Source organism: Geomonas sp. (assembly GCF_056994735.1).
Genome location: NZ_JBXKJL010000121.1, coordinates 1 through 16,717, shown reverse-complemented (window position 1 = coordinate 16,717; position 16,717 = coordinate 1). Strand labels below are relative to the sequence as shown.

Below are 16,717 nucleotides of genomic sequence, written 5' to 3'. Positions count from 1 at the left end.
GCGGGGGGAAGTAAATGAGGCAGATGAAGGTCGAGCCTAAGATTACCTGACCTTTCCGCTCTTCTTGATCTCAATGCCGATCTGTTGTACAAGAGAGGGATGGAAAATAAAGAGATCATCAAAAAGGCGCTCCTCTTTTCGGGGCTGGACGAAGAAAACCTGGTCGAGGTGGGGGATATCGCGGTGCGCCGCCCCTTCGCCAAGGGCGAAACCCTCTTTACCGAGGGGGAGAAGGCGGAAGGTTTCTACCTCCTGGCCTCCGGCGCCATCAAGCTCTGCAAGATCTCTCCCGACGGCAGGGAAAAGGTGCTGCACATGGTGCACCCGGTGGAGACCTTCGCCGAGGCGGCCTTCTTCGGCGACGGCAGCTACCCCGCCGAGGCACGCGGGGTGGAAAAGGGCGAAGCGCTCTTCTTCTCGCGTTCCGCCTTCATGGGGCTGCTGGAGCGAAACCCGCGCTTCTCCCTGAACCTGATCGCATCGCTCTCCCTGCTGCTGCGCCGCTTCGCCAGGCAGATCGAGGAGCTCTCCTTCGCCGATGCCCCGGCCCGGGTCGCCTCCTACCTGCTGGACCTCGCCGCCCGCAAAAGCACGAGCTTCCAGGGGAGAACCTATCTGGAGCTGGATATGCGCAAAGGCGAGCTTGCCTCCCGCCTCGGCACCGTCAGCGAGACCCTCTCCCGCACCTTCAGGAAGATGAAGGACGAGGGAGTCATCGAGGTCGACGGCAACAAGGTCACCATCCTCAACATGGAGAAGCTCAGGATGGTGGCAGGAAGATGATGGAACGGCACGGTCAGGGTCCTATTCCTGCCCGTGTTGATGAGCCTTCCCCTCCGCGTTCGCGCCGTTTCCCTTCCCCCGCCGCAGCACAGCTCTTCCCTCCCCGAGCTAAATGTCTGAAACTTGAATGTTAATTAATAAAATCGAAGATTAAGTGAGAATAATCTTGATATCACATGAGACGCTGCTATAATTTGCCCCTGCCGTAGATCATGATGACGGTTTGTTATGGAGGCAGCTTGGATTGGGAATGCTGCTGGAGCAAAGAGGAAATCACCCCTGAACTCTGCCCCTATATCGGCGAAGGCGAGGAGGACCTTTACACGTCCCAGCGCCGCAGGGTGGTAGAGAAGTGTGTCGAGTGCCCCCGCTTCAAGAATGACCTCGCCCGCATGAAAGGGGCAGGGTACCCTCTTTCCGATCTCCTCCCGTACATCCTGACCGAGTTCCAGGAGCAGAAGGCCCAGATGGGGGCCATGCTTAGCTTCCTGAACAGCAAGACCCGCGAGATCAAGTTCCTGCGCGAGGTGAGCCTCGTGCTGCAGACCTCGCTGGACCTGGACGAGGTCCTCTCCGTCGCCATGACCGCTATCACCGCCGGCAAGGGGTTCGGGATGAACCGCGCCTTCCTGCTGATGACCGACAAGGAGCGGCGCAACCTCAAGGGCTACCTGGGGGTCGGGCCCAAGGATTACGAGGAGGCCTGGCGGACCTGGGAAGATATCGGCAAGAGTAACTTCACCCTGAAGGAGCTGGCCAAGAACTTCCAGAAGACCAAGCTTAACTCGGAGAAGGTCAAATTCCACGACATCCTGGAGCAGTTGACCGTGCCCCTGGCCGACCAGGGACACATCTTCAACCGCGCCCTGCAGACCAAGAAGGCCATCCTGGTCGAAAACGCGCTCAACAACCCCGACCTCGACCGCGGTCTGGCCCGCATCCTCGGGGTCGACTGTTTCCTGGTGATGCCCCTCATCTCGAGGAGCCGGCGCATCGGCGTCATCATCGCCGACAACTGCATCACCCATAAGCCGATCACCCTGCAGGACATGCAGTCGCTTGAGACCTTCGCCTTTCCCGTCGCTTTCGCCCTGGAGCGGGCTTCCCTTTATGAGCGGCTCCAGGAGGAGGTGGACAAGCAGAAGGCGGCCAACCAGAAGCTGCGCGAACAGCAGGAACTGATCGTCAAGATGGAGAAGATGGCGCTGGTCGGCAAGATCACCTCCAGCATCGCCCACTCCATCCGCAATCCCCTCATGGTCATCGGCGGTTTCGCCCGTACCCTCCTCAAGGGGACACCCGAGAACGATGAGAAGCGGAGCTACCTGGAATCGATCGTGAGGGAGACCCGCCAGCTCGAGACCGTGTTGAGCGAGGTGCTGGAGTACTCGGAGTCGCTCTTCCCGGTGATGGACTTCTGGGACCTCAACAAGCTGATCTCCTCCTCGATGGGGGAGCTGACCGATACCCTGGAGCAGGCGGGGGTCATCTGCCACCCCGAGCTCTCCCCCGAAATCCCCATGGTCCGGGTCGACTACAAGCAGATAAGCTACTGCATCAAGACCATTGTCTCCACGGCGCTCTCCAACATGGAGAAGGGGGGAGAGATCCGGGTCGAGAGCCTTGCGGACGATGACGGCGTGCTGCTCCGCATCATCGACAGCGGCCGGGCCTTGAGCCTGGAGGCCCAGGAGGCGCTGACCGCACCCTTCTTCCAGACCCAGGAAATGGGGGCGGGAGTGGGACTTTCCCTGTGCAAGACCATCCTTGAGCGCCAGGGAAGCTCGCTCTCCATCGTCAGCAACCCCGAAGGCGGCAATACCTACAGCATCAGGCTATTTACGAAAAAGGAGAATATCTGAAAATGGCAAGGTTACTGGTAGTTGATGATGAAGCCAACATCCGGCTCCTTTACGCACAGGAATTGACCGACGAAGGCTACGAGGTGGTCACCGCGGCCTCGGCCCTGGAGGCCGTCCAGCAGCTCGAGTCGTCCGGCTTCGACCTGGTGGTGCTGGACATCAAGCTCAGGAACGAGAGCGGCATCGAGCTTTTGCAGCGGATCGTCAAGGAGCGGCACACCCTCCCCGTGATCCTCTGCACCGCCTTTTCCTGCTACAAGGACGACTTCTCCGCCTGGCTGGCCGACGGCTACGTGGTGAAATCCAGCGACATGCAGGAGCTTAAGGACGAGATAAAGCGGGTGCTGACCAAGAAGCAGAAGGCCGCTGCGGTGGCTTCTGCTTGAGAAATAATGGATGCGCCCTTCGACAGGCTCAGGGCGAACGGTTACATTCACTCAGGGTGAACGGTTACACACCATGGAGAAGCTCACGGTGAACGGCACCCATACCTTCTAACCGAGTAATGTGAAACCGTTCGTGCCGAGCTTGTCGAAGCACGCATTGTCCGAGAGTCGAAGCACGCACATGTTATGAGGAAATTCAATACTGATCTGCTTTTCCTGGAGGTATGAATCTATGAAGGCTGTGATTATGGCGGGTGGTTTTGGAACCCGCATGCAACCCCTTACCTGCAACCTTCCGAAACCGATGGTTCCCCTGATGAACCGCCCCATCATGCTGCACATCGTGGAACTCCTGAAGAAGTACCAGATCACCGACCTCGTCATGCTCCTGTACCACCAGCCCAGCGTGATCAAGAATTTCTTCCGCGACGGCGCCGACCTCGGGGTGAGGATCACCTACGTGACGCCGCTGGAGGACATGGGGACCGCCGGGGCGGTGAAGTGCGCGGAGAAGTACCTCGACGAGCGCTTCCTGATCATCAGCGGCGACCTCCTCACCGACTTCAACATCCAGAAGGTGGTCGATTTCCACGAGGCCAACAAGGCGCTGGCCACCATCACCCTGACCTCGGTGAAGGACCCGCTGCAGTTCGGGGTGGTCATCACCGACAAGGACAAGCGCATCACCCAGTTCCTGGAGAAGCCCGGCTGGGGCGAGGTCATCTCCGACACCATCAACACCGGCATCTACGTGCTGGAGCCGGAGATCTTCAAGTACATCCCGGAGGGGGAGAACTTCGACTTCTCGCAGGACCTCTTCCCGCTCCTCTTGAAGAAGAAGGCGCCCCTCTTCGGCTTTCCGGTCAAGGGGTACTGGCGGGACATCGGCAACACCGACTCCTACCGCGAGGCCCATCACGACATCCTGAAGGGAAAGGTGAGCGTCAAGGTCGACGAGCAGAGGAAGGAAGCTCCCGGCAAGGACCTCCGCATCGGTCTCGACGTGCGTCTCGGCGAGGGGACCCAGCTGGAAGGGACGGTAGTGGTGGGGGACAACTCCCAGGTCAAGGCCGGGGCCCAGATCAAGGACTCGGTGATCGGCAGAAACTGCACCATCGACCCCGGGGTCAAGCTCTCCCGCTGCGTGATCTGGGACAACGTCTACATCAAGAAGGGCGCCAAGATCAACGACTCCGTGATCTGCAACAACGTGAGCGTGGGGCAGTCGACCGTGATGGAGGAAGGGGTGGTGGTCGCCGACGACACCTCCATCGGTGAAGAGAGCTACATCAAGAGGGATGTGAAGATCTGGCCCCGCAAGGTGATCGAGGCCGGCTCGACCGTGACCGGCAACCTGATCTGGGGCGAGCGCTGGAAAAAGTCGCTCTTCGAGGGGGAGATGATCAAGGGGCTCGCCAACATCGAGCTCACGCCCGAATTCGTGGCCAAGCTCGGCTGCGCCTACGGGACCTCGCTCCCCAAGGGGAGCCACGTCCTGGTAGGGCGCGACTCCACCCTTTCCTCCCGCATGCTCAAGAGGAGCTTCCTCGGCGGGATACTCTCCGCCGGAGTCAACGTGCGCGACATCAGGATGGTCTCGCTCCCCATTCTGCGCTACAAGCTGCGCACCTTCGGCGAGGTCGGCGGGGTCCACTTCCGCCAGTCGATGGATGACCCGGCCACCACCGAAATCGTCTTCCTCGACGCCGATGGCCTCGATTTCTCCAGCTCCATGGGCAAGAACGTGGAGCGGATATTCTACAAGGAGAACTTCCGGCGTGCCCACCACATGGAGCCGGGAGGGATCACCGAGCTCCCGCAGGTAGTCGACTTCTACCGGGAGGGATTCTTCCGGGGGGTGGACCAGCAACTGATCCGCAAGGACGCGGCCAAGGTGGTGATCGACTTCAACCACTCGGTGGCGGGCCAGATCCTGCCGCAGATCCTGAACGACCTCGGGGTCGAGGTGATAGGGCTCAACACCTACCTCGACGAGCAGCGGGGCTCCAAGACCGCGGACGAGAAGCCCAACAGCCTGCAGCAGCTCTCCAAGATCGTCGTCACCCTGGAGGCCCGGGCCGGATTCTGGCTCGACCCGACTGCGGAAGAGGTGGTGCTGGTGGACGAGACCGGCAAGATATATCCGCCGGAGGAGCTCCTGCCGCTCATGGCCGGGCTGATGATAAAGAGCGGCGGCAGGGGCGCCTTTGCGGTCCCGGTCTCCGCGCCCTCCATGATCGAGCAGCTGGCGGGAGAAAACGGCTGCTCCGTGCGGCGGACCAAGAGCGCCGAGCGCTCCATGATCGAGGCTGCCATCTCCCCCGAGGTCATCATGGCCGGCTCCATGGGGGGACGCTTCGCCTTCCCCAAATTCCAGGCCGCCTTCGACGGCATGTTCACCATCGCCAAGACCATCGAACTCTCGGCCAGCGTGAAGATGCCCCTTTCCCGCGTCCTCTCCGACGTGCCGCGCAGCACCTTCCTCCAGGGGAAGGTCCCCTGCGTCTGGGAGAAGAAGGGGGGGGTCATGCGCAAGATGAGCGAGGACAGCCTCGACAAGGAGGCGAGCTTCATCGACGGCATCAAGGTCTCCTTCGGGCAGGACTGGGTCCTGGTGCTGCCGGACCAGTACCAGCCGGTGGTCCACGTGGTGGCCGAGGCCAAGGAGTCGAGACGGGCCCACAAGCTCCTCGAGGAGTACATGCAGAAGGTCGAGCGGTGGAAGAAGGAGCTGTCATAGAAGGCGAGGGGGAGGCTGGCTATGACCGAACCGCTCTACGTGTCCTTTCTGTGGCACATGCATCAGCCTTTCTACAAGGACCCGGTCCAGGGTGAGTACATCCTCCCCTGGGCCTACCTCCATGCCATCAAGGATTACTACGACATGCCGGCCATCGTCGACTCCATCCCCGGCGCCAAGGTGGTCTTCAATCTCGTCCCTTCCCTGCTGGAGCAGATCCTCGATTACGCCGCCGGCACCGCGGTCGATCCCTTCCTGACCCGGGCGCAGATGGAACCTGCCGATCTCTCCGAGGAGGACCGGCTCTTCATCCTGGAGAACTTCTTCTCCGCCAACAAGCAGCGCATGATCGAGCCGCACCGGCGCTACCTGGAGCTCCACTACCTGGCCGGCCACGGCACTCCCGGGGCCTCCCGGGAGGCGCTGCGCCATCTGCGCGACCAGGAGATCCTGGATCTGCAGGTCTGGTTCTACCTCTCCTGGACCGGCGAGATGGCCCGGCGTCATTTCCCCGTCTTCTCCGAGCTGATCAGGAAGGGAAAGCACTTCACCGCCGCGGACAAGGCGCTCCTCTTCGAGACCCAGCGCACGTTGATCTCAGAGATCATCCCGCTCTACAAGAGGCTTCACGAGGAGGGGAAGGCCGAACTCTCGGTGACGCCGTACTTTCACCCGATCCTCCCCCTCCTGTGCGATTCCCGCATCGCCAAGGTGGCCATGCCCAAGGTCAACCTCCCCTCCGTCCCCTTCCGGCACCCCGAGGACGCCCGCAGCCAGGTGGCCAGAGGGGTGGCGGCCTTCGAGGAGCTCTTCGGCTTCACCCCCAAAGGGATGTGGCCCTCGGAAGGGTCGGTCAGCGACGAGGCACTTGCCATCATGGCGGAGCAGGGGCTCACCTGGTCGGCCTCGGACGAGTGGATCCTCTCCCACACCCTCCCCGGCGGGCTCGGCCGGGAGCGCGAGGCCCTCTACCGCCCCTACTCCTTTCACCAGGAGGGGAGGGACATCGCCCTCTTCTTCCGCGACCACGCCCTCTCCGACCTGATCGGCTTTACCTACTCCCAGTGGGATGCCGACCGGGCGGTGGCCGATTTCGTCTCCAAGGTGAAGGCGGTGCGGCAGCGGTGCCATTCCAGCCGGGTGGTCCCCATCATCATGGACGGGGAAAATGCCTGGGAGTACTACCATGCCAACGGGCTTCCCTTCCTGTCCAAGCTCTACCGGGCCCTGAACGAGACCCCAGGACTGAAGATCGCCACCTTCTCCGAGGCGCTGCAACTGGTCCCCGAGCGCAGGGTGCTGGGACGGATCCATCCGGGATCCTGGATCAACGCCAGCTACGGCATCTGGGTCGGCCATCCGGAGAAGAATCTGGGCTGGGAGTACCTGGCCAAGGCGCGGGCGGCTGCCGTGAAGAAGAGCCCGGCGATGGCGTCGCTCCTTGGCGGCGGGGATCATCACGATGAAGCCGCCAGGCTGGCCTGCAAGGCTCTCTACGCTGCCGAGGGGAGCGACTGGTTCTGGTGGTACGGCGATGATCACTTCTCCGCCCAAGCCGGGAGCTTCGACCACCTCTTCCGCAGCCACCTCATGAACGTCTACCGGCTGCTGGGGATGGAGGTGCCGAAGGAGCTGCACGAGCCGATCAAGAAGCAGATCCCGGCCGGCTTCGTGCGGGAGCCCGCCACCCTGATCTCCCCGGCCATTAGCGGGACCATCACCGATTACTTCGAGTGGCTCGGGGCCGGCCTCTTCGACCTCACCAGACTCTCCTCGTCCATGCATGCCGGCTACAGCCTGCTGCAGTCGTTCTTTTACGGCTTCGACCGGAGCAACTTCTACTTCCGCATAGACGGCGTCCACTCCCTCGACAAGGAACTGCAGCAGGGGGACCGGCTCTCGCTGCACCTGGTCCACAGAGACGATCTGCGCCTCGACCTGCACCCCGGCGAGGAGCACGGGGAGTGGCAGGTGCAGGGCGCGGCGGGGTGGGAGCCGACGGGGGTGGTTACCGAGTACATTATCGGCAAGGTCGCCGAGGCGCGGATCCCGCTCGAGCTGTTGAAACTCTCTCCCGGAGACAAGGTCCTCGCCGACCTTACCCTGACGCGGAGAGGGGAGGCGATAGGACGTTGGCCCGCGGACATGCCGCTGGTCCTAGGCTACGCCGGGCCTGATCTCCAGGGTGATGGCGAAGTGGAATAGCAGGTGGACTCATGCCGGCGAAGACGGCGGGATTTTAACGTATCCGTAGGAGCGCCCTTCCAGGCGCGAACATCCGTGGAATCGTTCCCGCCCGCAAGGGCGCTCCTACGATTAATCAGGTAGAGGTGTTGATGTCAGAACTCAGGTGGGACCCGCTGAAGCAGCGTTGGGTGATCATAGCGACGGACCGGGGGCGCAGGCCGCGCGATTTTATTGCGGAGCAGGTGCGGGACGGCATGGACAACTGCCCGTTCTGTTACGGTAACGAGGACAAGACCAGTCCCGAGGTCTTTGCCCTGCGTGCGGCCGCAGGTCCCGATTCGCCGGGGTGGAAGGTGCGCGTGGTGCCCAACAAGTACCCGGCCGTGCAGTTGACCGGGGAGTCGAAGAGCAGGGGGTACGGCCCCTATGATGTCATGGAAGGGGTAGGCGCTCATGAGGTCATCATCGAGACCCCGGACCATGAGAAGAGCTTGGCCGACCTCCCGGTTCCCGACCTGGTCGAGGTCCTCTTCGCCTACCGCGCGAGGTTCCTGGAACTAAGGCGCGATCCGCGGCTGCGACACATGGTCCTCTTCAAGAACCACGGCAGGCTGGCGGGCGCCACTGTCTCCCACTCCCACAGCCAGCTGATCGCGGTGCCTTTGACCCCGCCGATTACCGCGACCGAACTGAAGGTCTGCCGGGAGTACTTCGCGAGCAAGGAGCGCTGCGCCGCCTGCGACCTGATCGCCTTCGAGCTGTCGGAGGGGGAGAGGGTGGTCAAGGAATTCCCCAATTTCGTGACCCTGACCCCGTACGCGTCCTGTTTCCCGTTCGAGCTGAGGCTCTACCCGAGGCGCCATGCGCACGACTTTGTCCTCATGAGCGATCCGGAGCTGGGCGAGCTGGCCGTGGCCCTGAAGGACATGCTCTCCCGGGTGAAGAATGTGCTGAACGATCCCCCGTACAACTTCATACTGCACACCGCACCTCCCCGGCAGCCGCGGCTGGGGAAGCCGGAGTACTGGGAGTCGATCGAGTACGACTACCACTGGTACATCGAGCTGGTGCCGCGTCTGACCCAGATCGCCGGCTTCGAATGGGGCACCGGTTTTTACACCAACCCGACCTCCCCGGAAGAAGCCGCGACCTTCCTGCGGGAGGCGGGTTAGTCTTCCCCCCCCCTGTGCGATTCCGCCTGGGGTGGAGGGAGGGGCGAGGGGTGGGCCGGACTGCGGGGGGATGGCACCCTCTGGAACTATCCCGGCGCGGCTGCGGATGGCGAGCTTTCCGGTGCCGTCGAGCCCCAATCTAGAAAAACCTTTACTTAACCCTTTTTCTAATCTAAAATATCCCATAATTTTAGGATGTTAGAGGATTTCACATGAAGATTCTTTTTGTCGCGTCCGAAGTGACCCCGTTTGCCAAGACCGGCGGCCTTGCGGATGTGGCCGGTGCTCTTCCAAAAACGCTCAGGGCACTGGGCCATGACGTCCGCATCATGATGCCCTTCTACTCCATCGTGGAGCGTGGGGGGATGGCGGTCCGGAAGGGGCGCAAGAGCGCCTCGGTCATGGTGGAAGGTGTTGAGAAGAAAGGCTTTTTGCGCCAGGCATCCCTCGGGGACATCCCGGTCTACCTGATAGAGAACAAAGAATATTTCGCCCGGGACGAGCTCTACGGCACCCCCGGCGGCGACTACCCGGATAACGCCCAGCGCTTCTCCTTCTTCTGCCGCTGCGTCCTGGAGCTCCTGAAGAAGATGGATTTCAGGCCGGACATCATCCACTGCCACGACTGGCAGACGGCGCTGATCCCGCATTACCTGAAGCACGAGAGGAAGAACGATCCGTTCTTCACCCGCACCGGGGTCATATTCACCATCCACAACCTCGCCTACCAGGGTCTTTTCCCTCCCGAGTCGCTGGAGGTGATGGGGCTCTCCACTGAGTGCTTCACCCTGGACGGGCTGGAGTTCTACGGGAAGGTTAACCTCCTGAAGGGGGGGATACTCTCCGCCGACCTGGTCACCACCGTTTCCGAGGCCTACTGCCGGGAGATCCAGACCGAGGAGATGGGGGCGGGCCTTCACGGCGTGCTGCGGATGAGGAAGGATGACCTCCACGGCATCCTCAACGGCGTCGACTACGAGGAATGGAATCCCGCCACCGACAAGGACATCATGAAGAATTACAGCCCCGCCTCCCTCTCCGGAAAGGTGGTGGACAAGATCGGCCTGCAGAGGCTGATGGGGCTTGCGAGCGCGCCGGACATCCCGGTCTTCGGCATGGTCTCCCGGATGGTGGCCCAGAAGGGCTTCGACCTCATCACGGAGCTCCTTCCCTCCTTCGCCAAGGCTCCGCTGCAGCTGGTTCTGCTCGGGAGCGGCGACGAGCGCTACCTGAAGGCTCTCGGCGACATCAAGGCCTCCGGTGCCCGCAACATCGCCTTTTCCTCCGGCTTCGACCACGCCCTGGCTCCCAAGATCTACGCGGGTAGCGACATGTTCCTGATGCCCTCCCACTTCGAGCCGTGCGGGCTGGGGCAACTGATAGCCATGCGCTACGGGACCGTTCCCGTGGTGCGCAGGACCGGTGGCCTGGCGGACAGCGTCTTCGACCCGACCGACACCGACAGGACCCCCAACGGCTTCGTTTTCGAGGAGTACACGCCGGAGGCTCTGTGGGAGGCCGTAACCCGGGCCACGGCGGCTTACCGCGACAAGGCTCTCTGGAAGAAGCTGATGCGCCGGGGGATGAGTTGCGACTTCTCGTGGCAGCACTCGGTCCACAAATACCTTGAACTGTACCGCAAGGCACTGGTTCGGAAGGGAGTTGACGGGTAATGGAAAACGAAGACCTGGAGGAACTGACCAACGAGATCCGCCGCCTGATCGAGAGCAACAAGTCCTTTCTGGAGCGGGTAAACGACGAGGAGTACGAGAATGACGGCGAGGGTGAGGGCGAGGAGTCCGATCCTGATGCCGAGGAGGATGACGAGGAGTACGAGGAACTGTAGTTGCCTATTCTCAAACGAAATCAAAAAGGCCTACGCGGAGACAATCTCCAGCGCCGGCCTTTTTTTTATTGGCAGGAGCGCCCTTCGGCCCCCCGGTGCAGAGGCTGTGGCCTCCTCCCCTTTTGCTACTTCTATGGTCTCTGCTCCGGCACGATATCCCCCGAAGGGCGCTGTTCCGGAACGATGTCGCCGCTCGGTCTTTGTTCGGGTACCACGCTGATCGACGGCGTTGCCGGTGCCGTTACCTTCGGTTCGGCAACAGGGGCGGGCACCACCGGCACGGCGGGCCTGGTCCCGACCTCGGAGACCGGAGCTGCCGGTGCGGTCGATTCATAGGCCGCAGGCGCCGAGGTGGTGGCGGGTGCGCTTTCAGCCGGTGCGGAAGCCGGTTCCTTGCTGCCGCCGAAAAGCGGCCTGTGCAGCTTTAGCAGGGAGAGCATCTCGTCGTACTGCTTCGAGTAAAGGGTGGAGACCAGGGGACCCTTGGCCGCCACTGACGGCTCGGTCTTAGAGAAGGCCGCCGTTATTCCCGTGAGCGTCTTGAACTTCACGTCTACCTTGTCGCTCAGGTTCGCCGCCGCCTCGTCGAAATCGGGATACTGCAGCTCGAAGAACATCGGATAGGAGAGGGCGCTCCTGCGGAAGTTCGGGTACTCCCAGATCAGCGTCCCGTCGCGGTCCAGCATCTGCGCGGTCATGATCAGGTAGTTGAAATCGGTCTCCAGGTAGGAGAGGAAGTTGCTGGAGTAGACCTTGCCGGGCTTGGTGAGGCCGCTGACGGTGACGAAGAGGACCGCGTCGAGGCCGTTGTCGGCAAGGAGCTGCTTCAGCTGGTCGTTCTTGTAGAAGTATTTGTTGTAGATGATCCCGGCGTCGTCGCGCCGCTCGCGGCTGGCGACCAGGGTGGAGAAGAGCCGGGTGGGGTCCCCGTCGACCGGTCGGACGGAGTAGAAGATGCCGGTGCTTCTCAGCCGTGCGATCAGCTCCTTCTCGTTTTTGGCGTTGAAGTTGCGGATCAGGGTGACTACGCCTGCCTTGTCCGGGTGCCTGATGTCCGACTCGGCGTCCACGAAGAGGGGCGCGACTCCGATCACCTTGACCTTCTTCTCGAGGGTCTCCTGCGGGATGTTGTAGTAATTGTGGGCGCAACCGGAGAAGGTGCAGATCAGCGTAAGGAGCAGGGCCAGCTTGAAAACGTTCCGCATACCGATGAAGCCTCCTGTAATGCTTTCATGACAACATGCCCGTCTTATAGCAGAAGCTAACGAGAAGCGCCACTGCTTATTGCTGGGCTGCCAGCATGATGAAACCGACCTGTCTTCCGGTATCCCCGCCGTCGCGGCGGTAGGAAAAGAAGAGCTCCTGGGTGCACGATACGCAGAGCTCCTCGCTCTCGATCTGGCCCGCGCTGAGCCCCGCGTCGATGAGCAACTTACGGTTGGCCGCCGGAAGATCGAGCAGCCACTTCCCTTCGCCGTTCTCGGTGGTGAAAAGCTCCCACGCCATCCCCGCCTTCTTGAAGGCTGCGCGCACCGGCTCGTCGACCTCGTAGCAGCACCCTCCGATGGCAGGTCCCAGCGCCGCCCGGATCGCCTTCGGGTTGCATCCGAACAGGGAGGTCATGGCCTCGACGCCCTTGCCGGCGATATTTCCGACCGTCCCCTGCCATCCGGCATGCAGGGCGGCGATCACCCCTTTCTCCGGATCGTGCAGCAGGATCGGCACGCAGTCGGCGACGCAGATGGCAATCATGAGCTCCGGCTGGTTGGTCACTATGCCGTCGCACTCGAGCTTCAGGAAGTGGGAAAACTCCGGGTTCGGGGCGTCGATCACCAGGAGGTCGGTGCCGTGGACCTGGGTCACGGTGAGGAAGCGGTCCAGGGTGGCGCCGAAACTGCGGGCGAGGAGGCTGCGGTTCCCTTCGACGTTATGGGGGGAGTCGAGGGTGTTGCTGCCGAGATTGAGGGAGTTATAGGGGGGGCGCGACACACCCTCGTGACGGGTGGTGAAGCCTGCCACCGCAGTGGCCCCCGCTAAAGCCGGTTTCAAATACTGGATCTTTCCTGCCTTCTGCATTTCCATTAACAATCCCTCTCATGTGGGCGCCGTACCTGGCGCCTTATCTATAAATCGAATAGCTAATCGTTAAGCTGGTTCTCCAGGTAGGCCACGATCCCGGCCATGTCCTCCGGCAGTTCCGCGTCGAACTCGAGATACTCGCGGGTCACCGGGTGCAGGAAGCCGAGCGTCTTGGCGTGCAGGGCTTGGCGTCCCATGGTGCGGATCATCTGCTTGAGGACCGGGTCCTTAACCCCCGAAAGGCGGCTCCCGCCCCCGTAAAGCTCGTCCGCCAGGAGCGGGTGTCCCGCCTCCGAAAGGTGGACCCTGATCTGGTGGGTGCGGCCGGTCTCCAGTCTCATCTGTACCAGGGTGATCCCGCCGTAGCGGGCCAGCACCCTCCAGTGGGTGATCGCGTCCTTGCCCTGCCGCACCTTCCCCGACATCTTCTTGCGTTCGACCGGGTGGCGGCCGATGAGGGACTGGATGCGGCCCCTCTCCTCCTTCGGGCTTCCGTAAACCAGGGCCAGGTAAACCCGCTTGATGGTGTGGGCCTTGAACTGCTCGGCCAGTGAATTGTGAGCCCGGTCGCTCTTGGCGATCACCAGGGTCCCGGTGGTGTCCTTGTCGATGCGGTGCACGATGCCGGGGCGGAGTTCGCCGCCGATGCCGGAGAGGTCCGTGCAGTGGGCGAGGAGCGCGTTGACCAGCGTCCCGTCGGGGGTGCCGGCACCGGGGTGTACCACCATCCCCGCCCCCTTGTTGATGACCACCACCTCGGAGTCCTCGTAGAGGATCTCCAGCGGGATCTCCTCCGGCTGCGGTTCCGCGGGTGTGGGAGGCGGAATCACGATGGAGATCTGCTCGCCCCCCTTGAGCTTCAGGGCCGGCTTCTCTATCTTGCCATTAACCTTGGCGTTCCCTGTTTCAATGAGTCTGACCGCGGCCGACCGGGTGAGTTCCGGGACGCTGCGGGCGATGAAGCTGTCCAGGCGCTCCGGCTCGGATTCGGCCGGAAAGCAGAGTTCTATTTCCTGCATCTATTCTCCTGGGAGGAAATGCTCCCGCAAAAAAGCGAGGGCGCGTTTCATAATGAAGCGCGCCCACGGTATCTTTCATTACTGATAAAGGTACATATATTCTACCAGATGGAGGACTCGATCTTCCCCGCCCGTTTTATCAGCACATCCACCACCGCGATGTCGAAGATGTTGGAATCCGCGATCTCCTTGGTGACGCGGGACAGGAAGTGCTCCCTTCCCTCGGTCAGCTGCTCGTGCAGCAGTTCGAAGATATTGTCTTCCTTGATCCCCTGCTCCACCTTCTCGCGGTTGTACAGGGCCACGTCCGAAACTATGGCTCTGGCCAGCCTCCTGGCCTGATCCCGGTTTTCTATGAGACTCATCTATCTCCCCCGGCTGGTAATCTTGACGCGCTACTATACGCAGTTTTTACCGAAGTTACTATCTTAATCTTAAGGCAAAATAGATGCTGGCGCTCCCTCTCCTTACGAGCAGGGCCACCGCCCCCTTCCGGGAAGCATCTCTCATGCTCTTCTGGTACTCCGCAAGGTTCCGGACCTTCTTCTGGTTCACCGAGACGATGACGTCGCCTCGCTGCATGCCGGCATCCTCGGCAACTCCGCCCGGTTCGATGTCGGTGACCACCACGCCTGACAGGCCGCGGGTCCTCAGTTCCGGGCCGAGTTCCGCCACGGAAAGTCCCAGGTCGCCGGAGGTTGCCTCGCTCTGCCTCTGGCTCTGGGCCGGAGCGCTCTCGGCCGGGGCGGTGGTCACCACCACCTTGAGCGGCTTCCCGTCGCGGTAGAACTCAACCTCGACCTTTTTCCCGACCGGGGCCTCCCCGGCCAGCCGCTGCAGCTGGCGCACATCCTTCACCTTTTCGCCACCGAAGGCCGTAATGACGTCCCCCTGCTGGATGCCCGCCTTCGCTGCGGGGCCGCCGGGGACCACGTCGTTGACCAGCGCCCCGTACGTCTTGGGAAGGCCGAAGGAATTGGCCATGTCATCGGTGACGGACTGGATGGAGATGCCGAGCCAGCCGCGGCTCACGTTACCTTTGCTGATCAGCTGGGAGATGACCTGCTTCGCCATGTTGACCGGAATGGCGAAGCCGATGCCCTGGCCGGCCGCGACGATGGCGGTGTTTATCCCGATGACTTCCCCGTAGATGTTCAGCAGCGGCCCACCGGAGTTTCCGGGGTTGATCGAGGCGTCGGTCTGGATGAAGTCCTCGTAGGCCTCGATCCCCATGTTGGAGCGCCCGGTTCCCGAGACGACGCCGACGGTCACCGTCCGGTCGAGACCGAAGGGGCTCCCCATGGCGATCGCCCACTGGCCGACCTGAAGCTTGCTCGAGTCTCCAAAGACCGCGGCGGGGAGGGGCTCCTTCGCGCTGATCTTGATCACCGCGATGTCGGTCTTGGGATCCGAGCCTACCACCTTGCCGGTGTAGACGCTCTCGTTGGAGAGCTTCACCTGGATCGTCTCCGCATCGCGCACCACATGGTCGTTGGTGACTATGTAGCCGTCCTTGTTGATGATGAACCCGGAGCCGAGGCTGCTCTCGCGCCTGTACTGGGGACGGGCCCTCTCGCCGAAGAAGTCTTCGAAGAATGGCGAGGACTCGAAGAAGGGGCGCACCAGCTTCTTCTTGCCGATGGTGGAGATGTTGACAACAGAAGGGGTGACGGTCTTGACCAGGTTGATGAAGGCCTGCTGGGTGCCGAGGATATCCTTTGGGACTTCCTTCACCGGCGCCTCGACGCGCTCTTTTCTGTCGGACTCGTAAAAGGAAGCTTCCTGCTTCTTTTTGCAGCCGAAGAGCGCGCTGGAGATGATCAGGCAGACGACGAGGAGTCTTGCGCTTTTCATGTCTTGCTCCTTGAGGTGATGCGGTAGGACGGGAATAAAGAAGCGTAGCCAAAAAGCGGATTGATGTCAACCCTTTCGGCTATTCTGGTTCGTCCGGAACGAGGTTGCAAATACCCCTTGACGGCGGATGAGCTTTTGCCTATATATGAGCTTTCCGGGGGTGTCGCGTGCAAGAGAAGATAAAGCAGGAAATTCGTGAGATGAAGCTGGGTGAGAAGGTTCGTGGCCTGAGGCAGGAGCAGCGGCTGACCCTCCAGGCGCTGGCAGACGTCACCGGGCTTTCCAAGCCGCTCCTGTCGCAGATCGAGAACGATCAGGTGACCCCTCCCATTGCCACCCTGCTCAAGATCGCCAAGGGGCTGAAGGTTGGCATCCACTACTTCTTCGAGGAGGCGACCGACCGGCAGAAATTCGTGCTGACCCGCGGGGAACAGTCCGGGGGGAGCCAGCGCCGTCCCGGGAAGGACACGGTGCAGGGATATCTCTACAAGCCACTCGCGCCGGGTATGCGTCAGAAGAAGGTGGAGCCCTTCCTGGTCGAGTTCGAGGAACGTGCCTGGGACAATTCCCTCTTCTACAACCATGAGGGGGTCGAGTTCCTCTATCTTCTTGAAGGGGAGCTGGAGTTCCATTACGCCGACCAGGTGATGCGTCTTCTGCCGGGCGACAGCATCTATTATGAGTCCTCCGAACCGCACGGCTATATATCAGTAGGCGAGGTCCGCGCCCGAGCAGTGGCGGTACTATATACTAAGGGGTGATTGTCGCCGTCTGCTCCCCTCCTCGCCC

14 protein-coding genes are annotated in these 16,717 nt (G+C 61.8%); 9 read left to right on the top strand and 5 right to left on the bottom strand.

Annotation, left to right across the window (positions count from 1 at the left end; genetic code table 11):
* Nucleotides 1-99: 99 nt before the first annotated feature.
* The 8 genes from AC11W3_RS05900 to AC11W3_RS05865 all read left to right on the top strand — a co-directional run bounded on the left by AC11W3_RS05900 (nt 100) and on the right by AC11W3_RS05865 (nt 10,976).
* Complete coding sequence (locus AC11W3_RS05900) at nt 100-783, top strand: Crp/Fnr family transcriptional regulator (protein WP_484088601.1); 684 nt, start codon at nt 100-102, stop codon at nt 781-783.
* A 239-nt stretch (nt 784-1,022) separates the two neighbouring features.
* Entirely contained in the window at nt 1,023-2,645 is a 1,623-nt protein-coding gene (locus AC11W3_RS05895) for a GAF domain-containing sensor histidine kinase (protein ID WP_484088602.1), read from the top strand.
* 2 nt (nt 2,646-2,647) lie between these two features.
* Nucleotides 2,648-3,031, top strand: coding sequence for a response regulator (locus AC11W3_RS05890; RefSeq protein ID WP_484088603.1), 384 nt, complete (start codon nt 2,648-2,650; stop codon nt 3,029-3,031).
* Nucleotides 3,032-3,263: 232 nt separating this feature from the next.
* A complete protein-coding gene (locus tag AC11W3_RS05885) occupies nt 3,264-5,771 on the top strand; it encodes a sugar phosphate nucleotidyltransferase (RefSeq protein ID WP_484088604.1) in 2,508 nt (835 codons plus the stop codon).
* A 21-nt stretch (nt 5,772-5,792) separates the two neighbouring features.
* A complete protein-coding gene (locus AC11W3_RS05880) occupies nt 5,793-7,976 on the top strand; it encodes a glycoside hydrolase family 57 protein (protein ID WP_484092639.1) in 2,184 nt (727 codons plus the stop codon).
* Nucleotides 7,977-8,107: 131 nt separating this feature from the next.
* On the top strand, nt 8,108-9,130 hold the full coding sequence (locus tag AC11W3_RS05875; protein ID WP_484092638.1) for a galactose-1-phosphate uridylyltransferase: 1,023 nt from the start codon (nt 8,108-8,110) through the stop codon (nt 9,128-9,130).
* A gap of 212 nt (nt 9,131-9,342) precedes the next feature.
* On the top strand, nt 9,343-10,803 hold the full coding sequence (glgA, locus tag AC11W3_RS05870) for a glycogen synthase GlgA (protein ID WP_484088607.1): 1,461 nt from the start codon (nt 9,343-9,345) through the stop codon (nt 10,801-10,803).
* A complete protein-coding gene (locus AC11W3_RS05865) occupies nt 10,803-10,976 on the top strand; it encodes a hypothetical protein (protein ID WP_484088608.1) in 174 nt (57 codons plus the stop codon). Before glgA ends, AC11W3_RS05865 begins: the two co-directional genes overlap by 1 nt.
* A gap of 131 nt (nt 10,977-11,107) precedes the next feature.
* Here the strand turns inward: AC11W3_RS05865 and AC11W3_RS05860 are convergent, their stop codons facing one another.
* The 5 genes from AC11W3_RS05860 to AC11W3_RS05840 all read right to left on the bottom strand — a co-directional run bounded on the left by AC11W3_RS05860 (nt 11,108) and on the right by AC11W3_RS05840 (nt 15,928).
* Nucleotides 11,108-12,181 carry a hypothetical protein gene (locus AC11W3_RS05860; RefSeq protein ID WP_484088609.1) on the bottom strand — a complete coding sequence of 358 codons (1,074 nt, stop codon included), beginning with the start codon at nt 12,179-12,181 and terminating at the stop codon, nt 11,108-11,110.
* Nucleotides 12,182-12,257: 76 nt separating this feature from the next.
* Nucleotides 12,258-13,058 (bottom strand): peptidoglycan editing factor PgeF, encoded by an 801-nt coding sequence (gene pgeF, locus AC11W3_RS05855; RefSeq protein WP_484088610.1) that lies wholly within the window; start codon nt 13,056-13,058, stop codon nt 12,258-12,260.
* A 56-nt stretch (nt 13,059-13,114) separates the two neighbouring features.
* Nucleotides 13,115-14,074 carry an RluA family pseudouridine synthase gene (locus AC11W3_RS05850; protein ID WP_484092637.1) on the bottom strand — a complete coding sequence of 320 codons (960 nt, stop codon included), beginning with the start codon at nt 14,072-14,074 and terminating at the stop codon, nt 13,115-13,117.
* 101 nt (nt 14,075-14,175) lie between these two features.
* Nucleotides 14,176-14,439, bottom strand: coding sequence for a hypothetical protein (locus tag AC11W3_RS05845; RefSeq protein ID WP_484088612.1), 264 nt, complete (start codon nt 14,437-14,439; stop codon nt 14,176-14,178).
* A 58-nt stretch (nt 14,440-14,497) separates the two neighbouring features.
* Complete coding sequence (locus AC11W3_RS05840) at nt 14,498-15,928, bottom strand: DegQ family serine endoprotease (RefSeq protein ID WP_484092636.1); 1,431 nt, start codon at nt 15,926-15,928, stop codon at nt 14,498-14,500.
* Nucleotides 15,929-16,095: 167 nt separating this feature from the next.
* Between AC11W3_RS05840 and AC11W3_RS05835 the strand changes: the two genes are divergently transcribed.
* The gene (locus AC11W3_RS05835; RefSeq protein WP_484088614.1) at nt 16,096-16,689 is read left to right on the top strand and encodes a helix-turn-helix domain-containing protein; all 594 of its coding nucleotides are present in this window, start codon (nt 16,096-16,098) and stop codon (nt 16,687-16,689) included.
* Nucleotides 16,690-16,717: the final 28 nt, after the last annotated feature.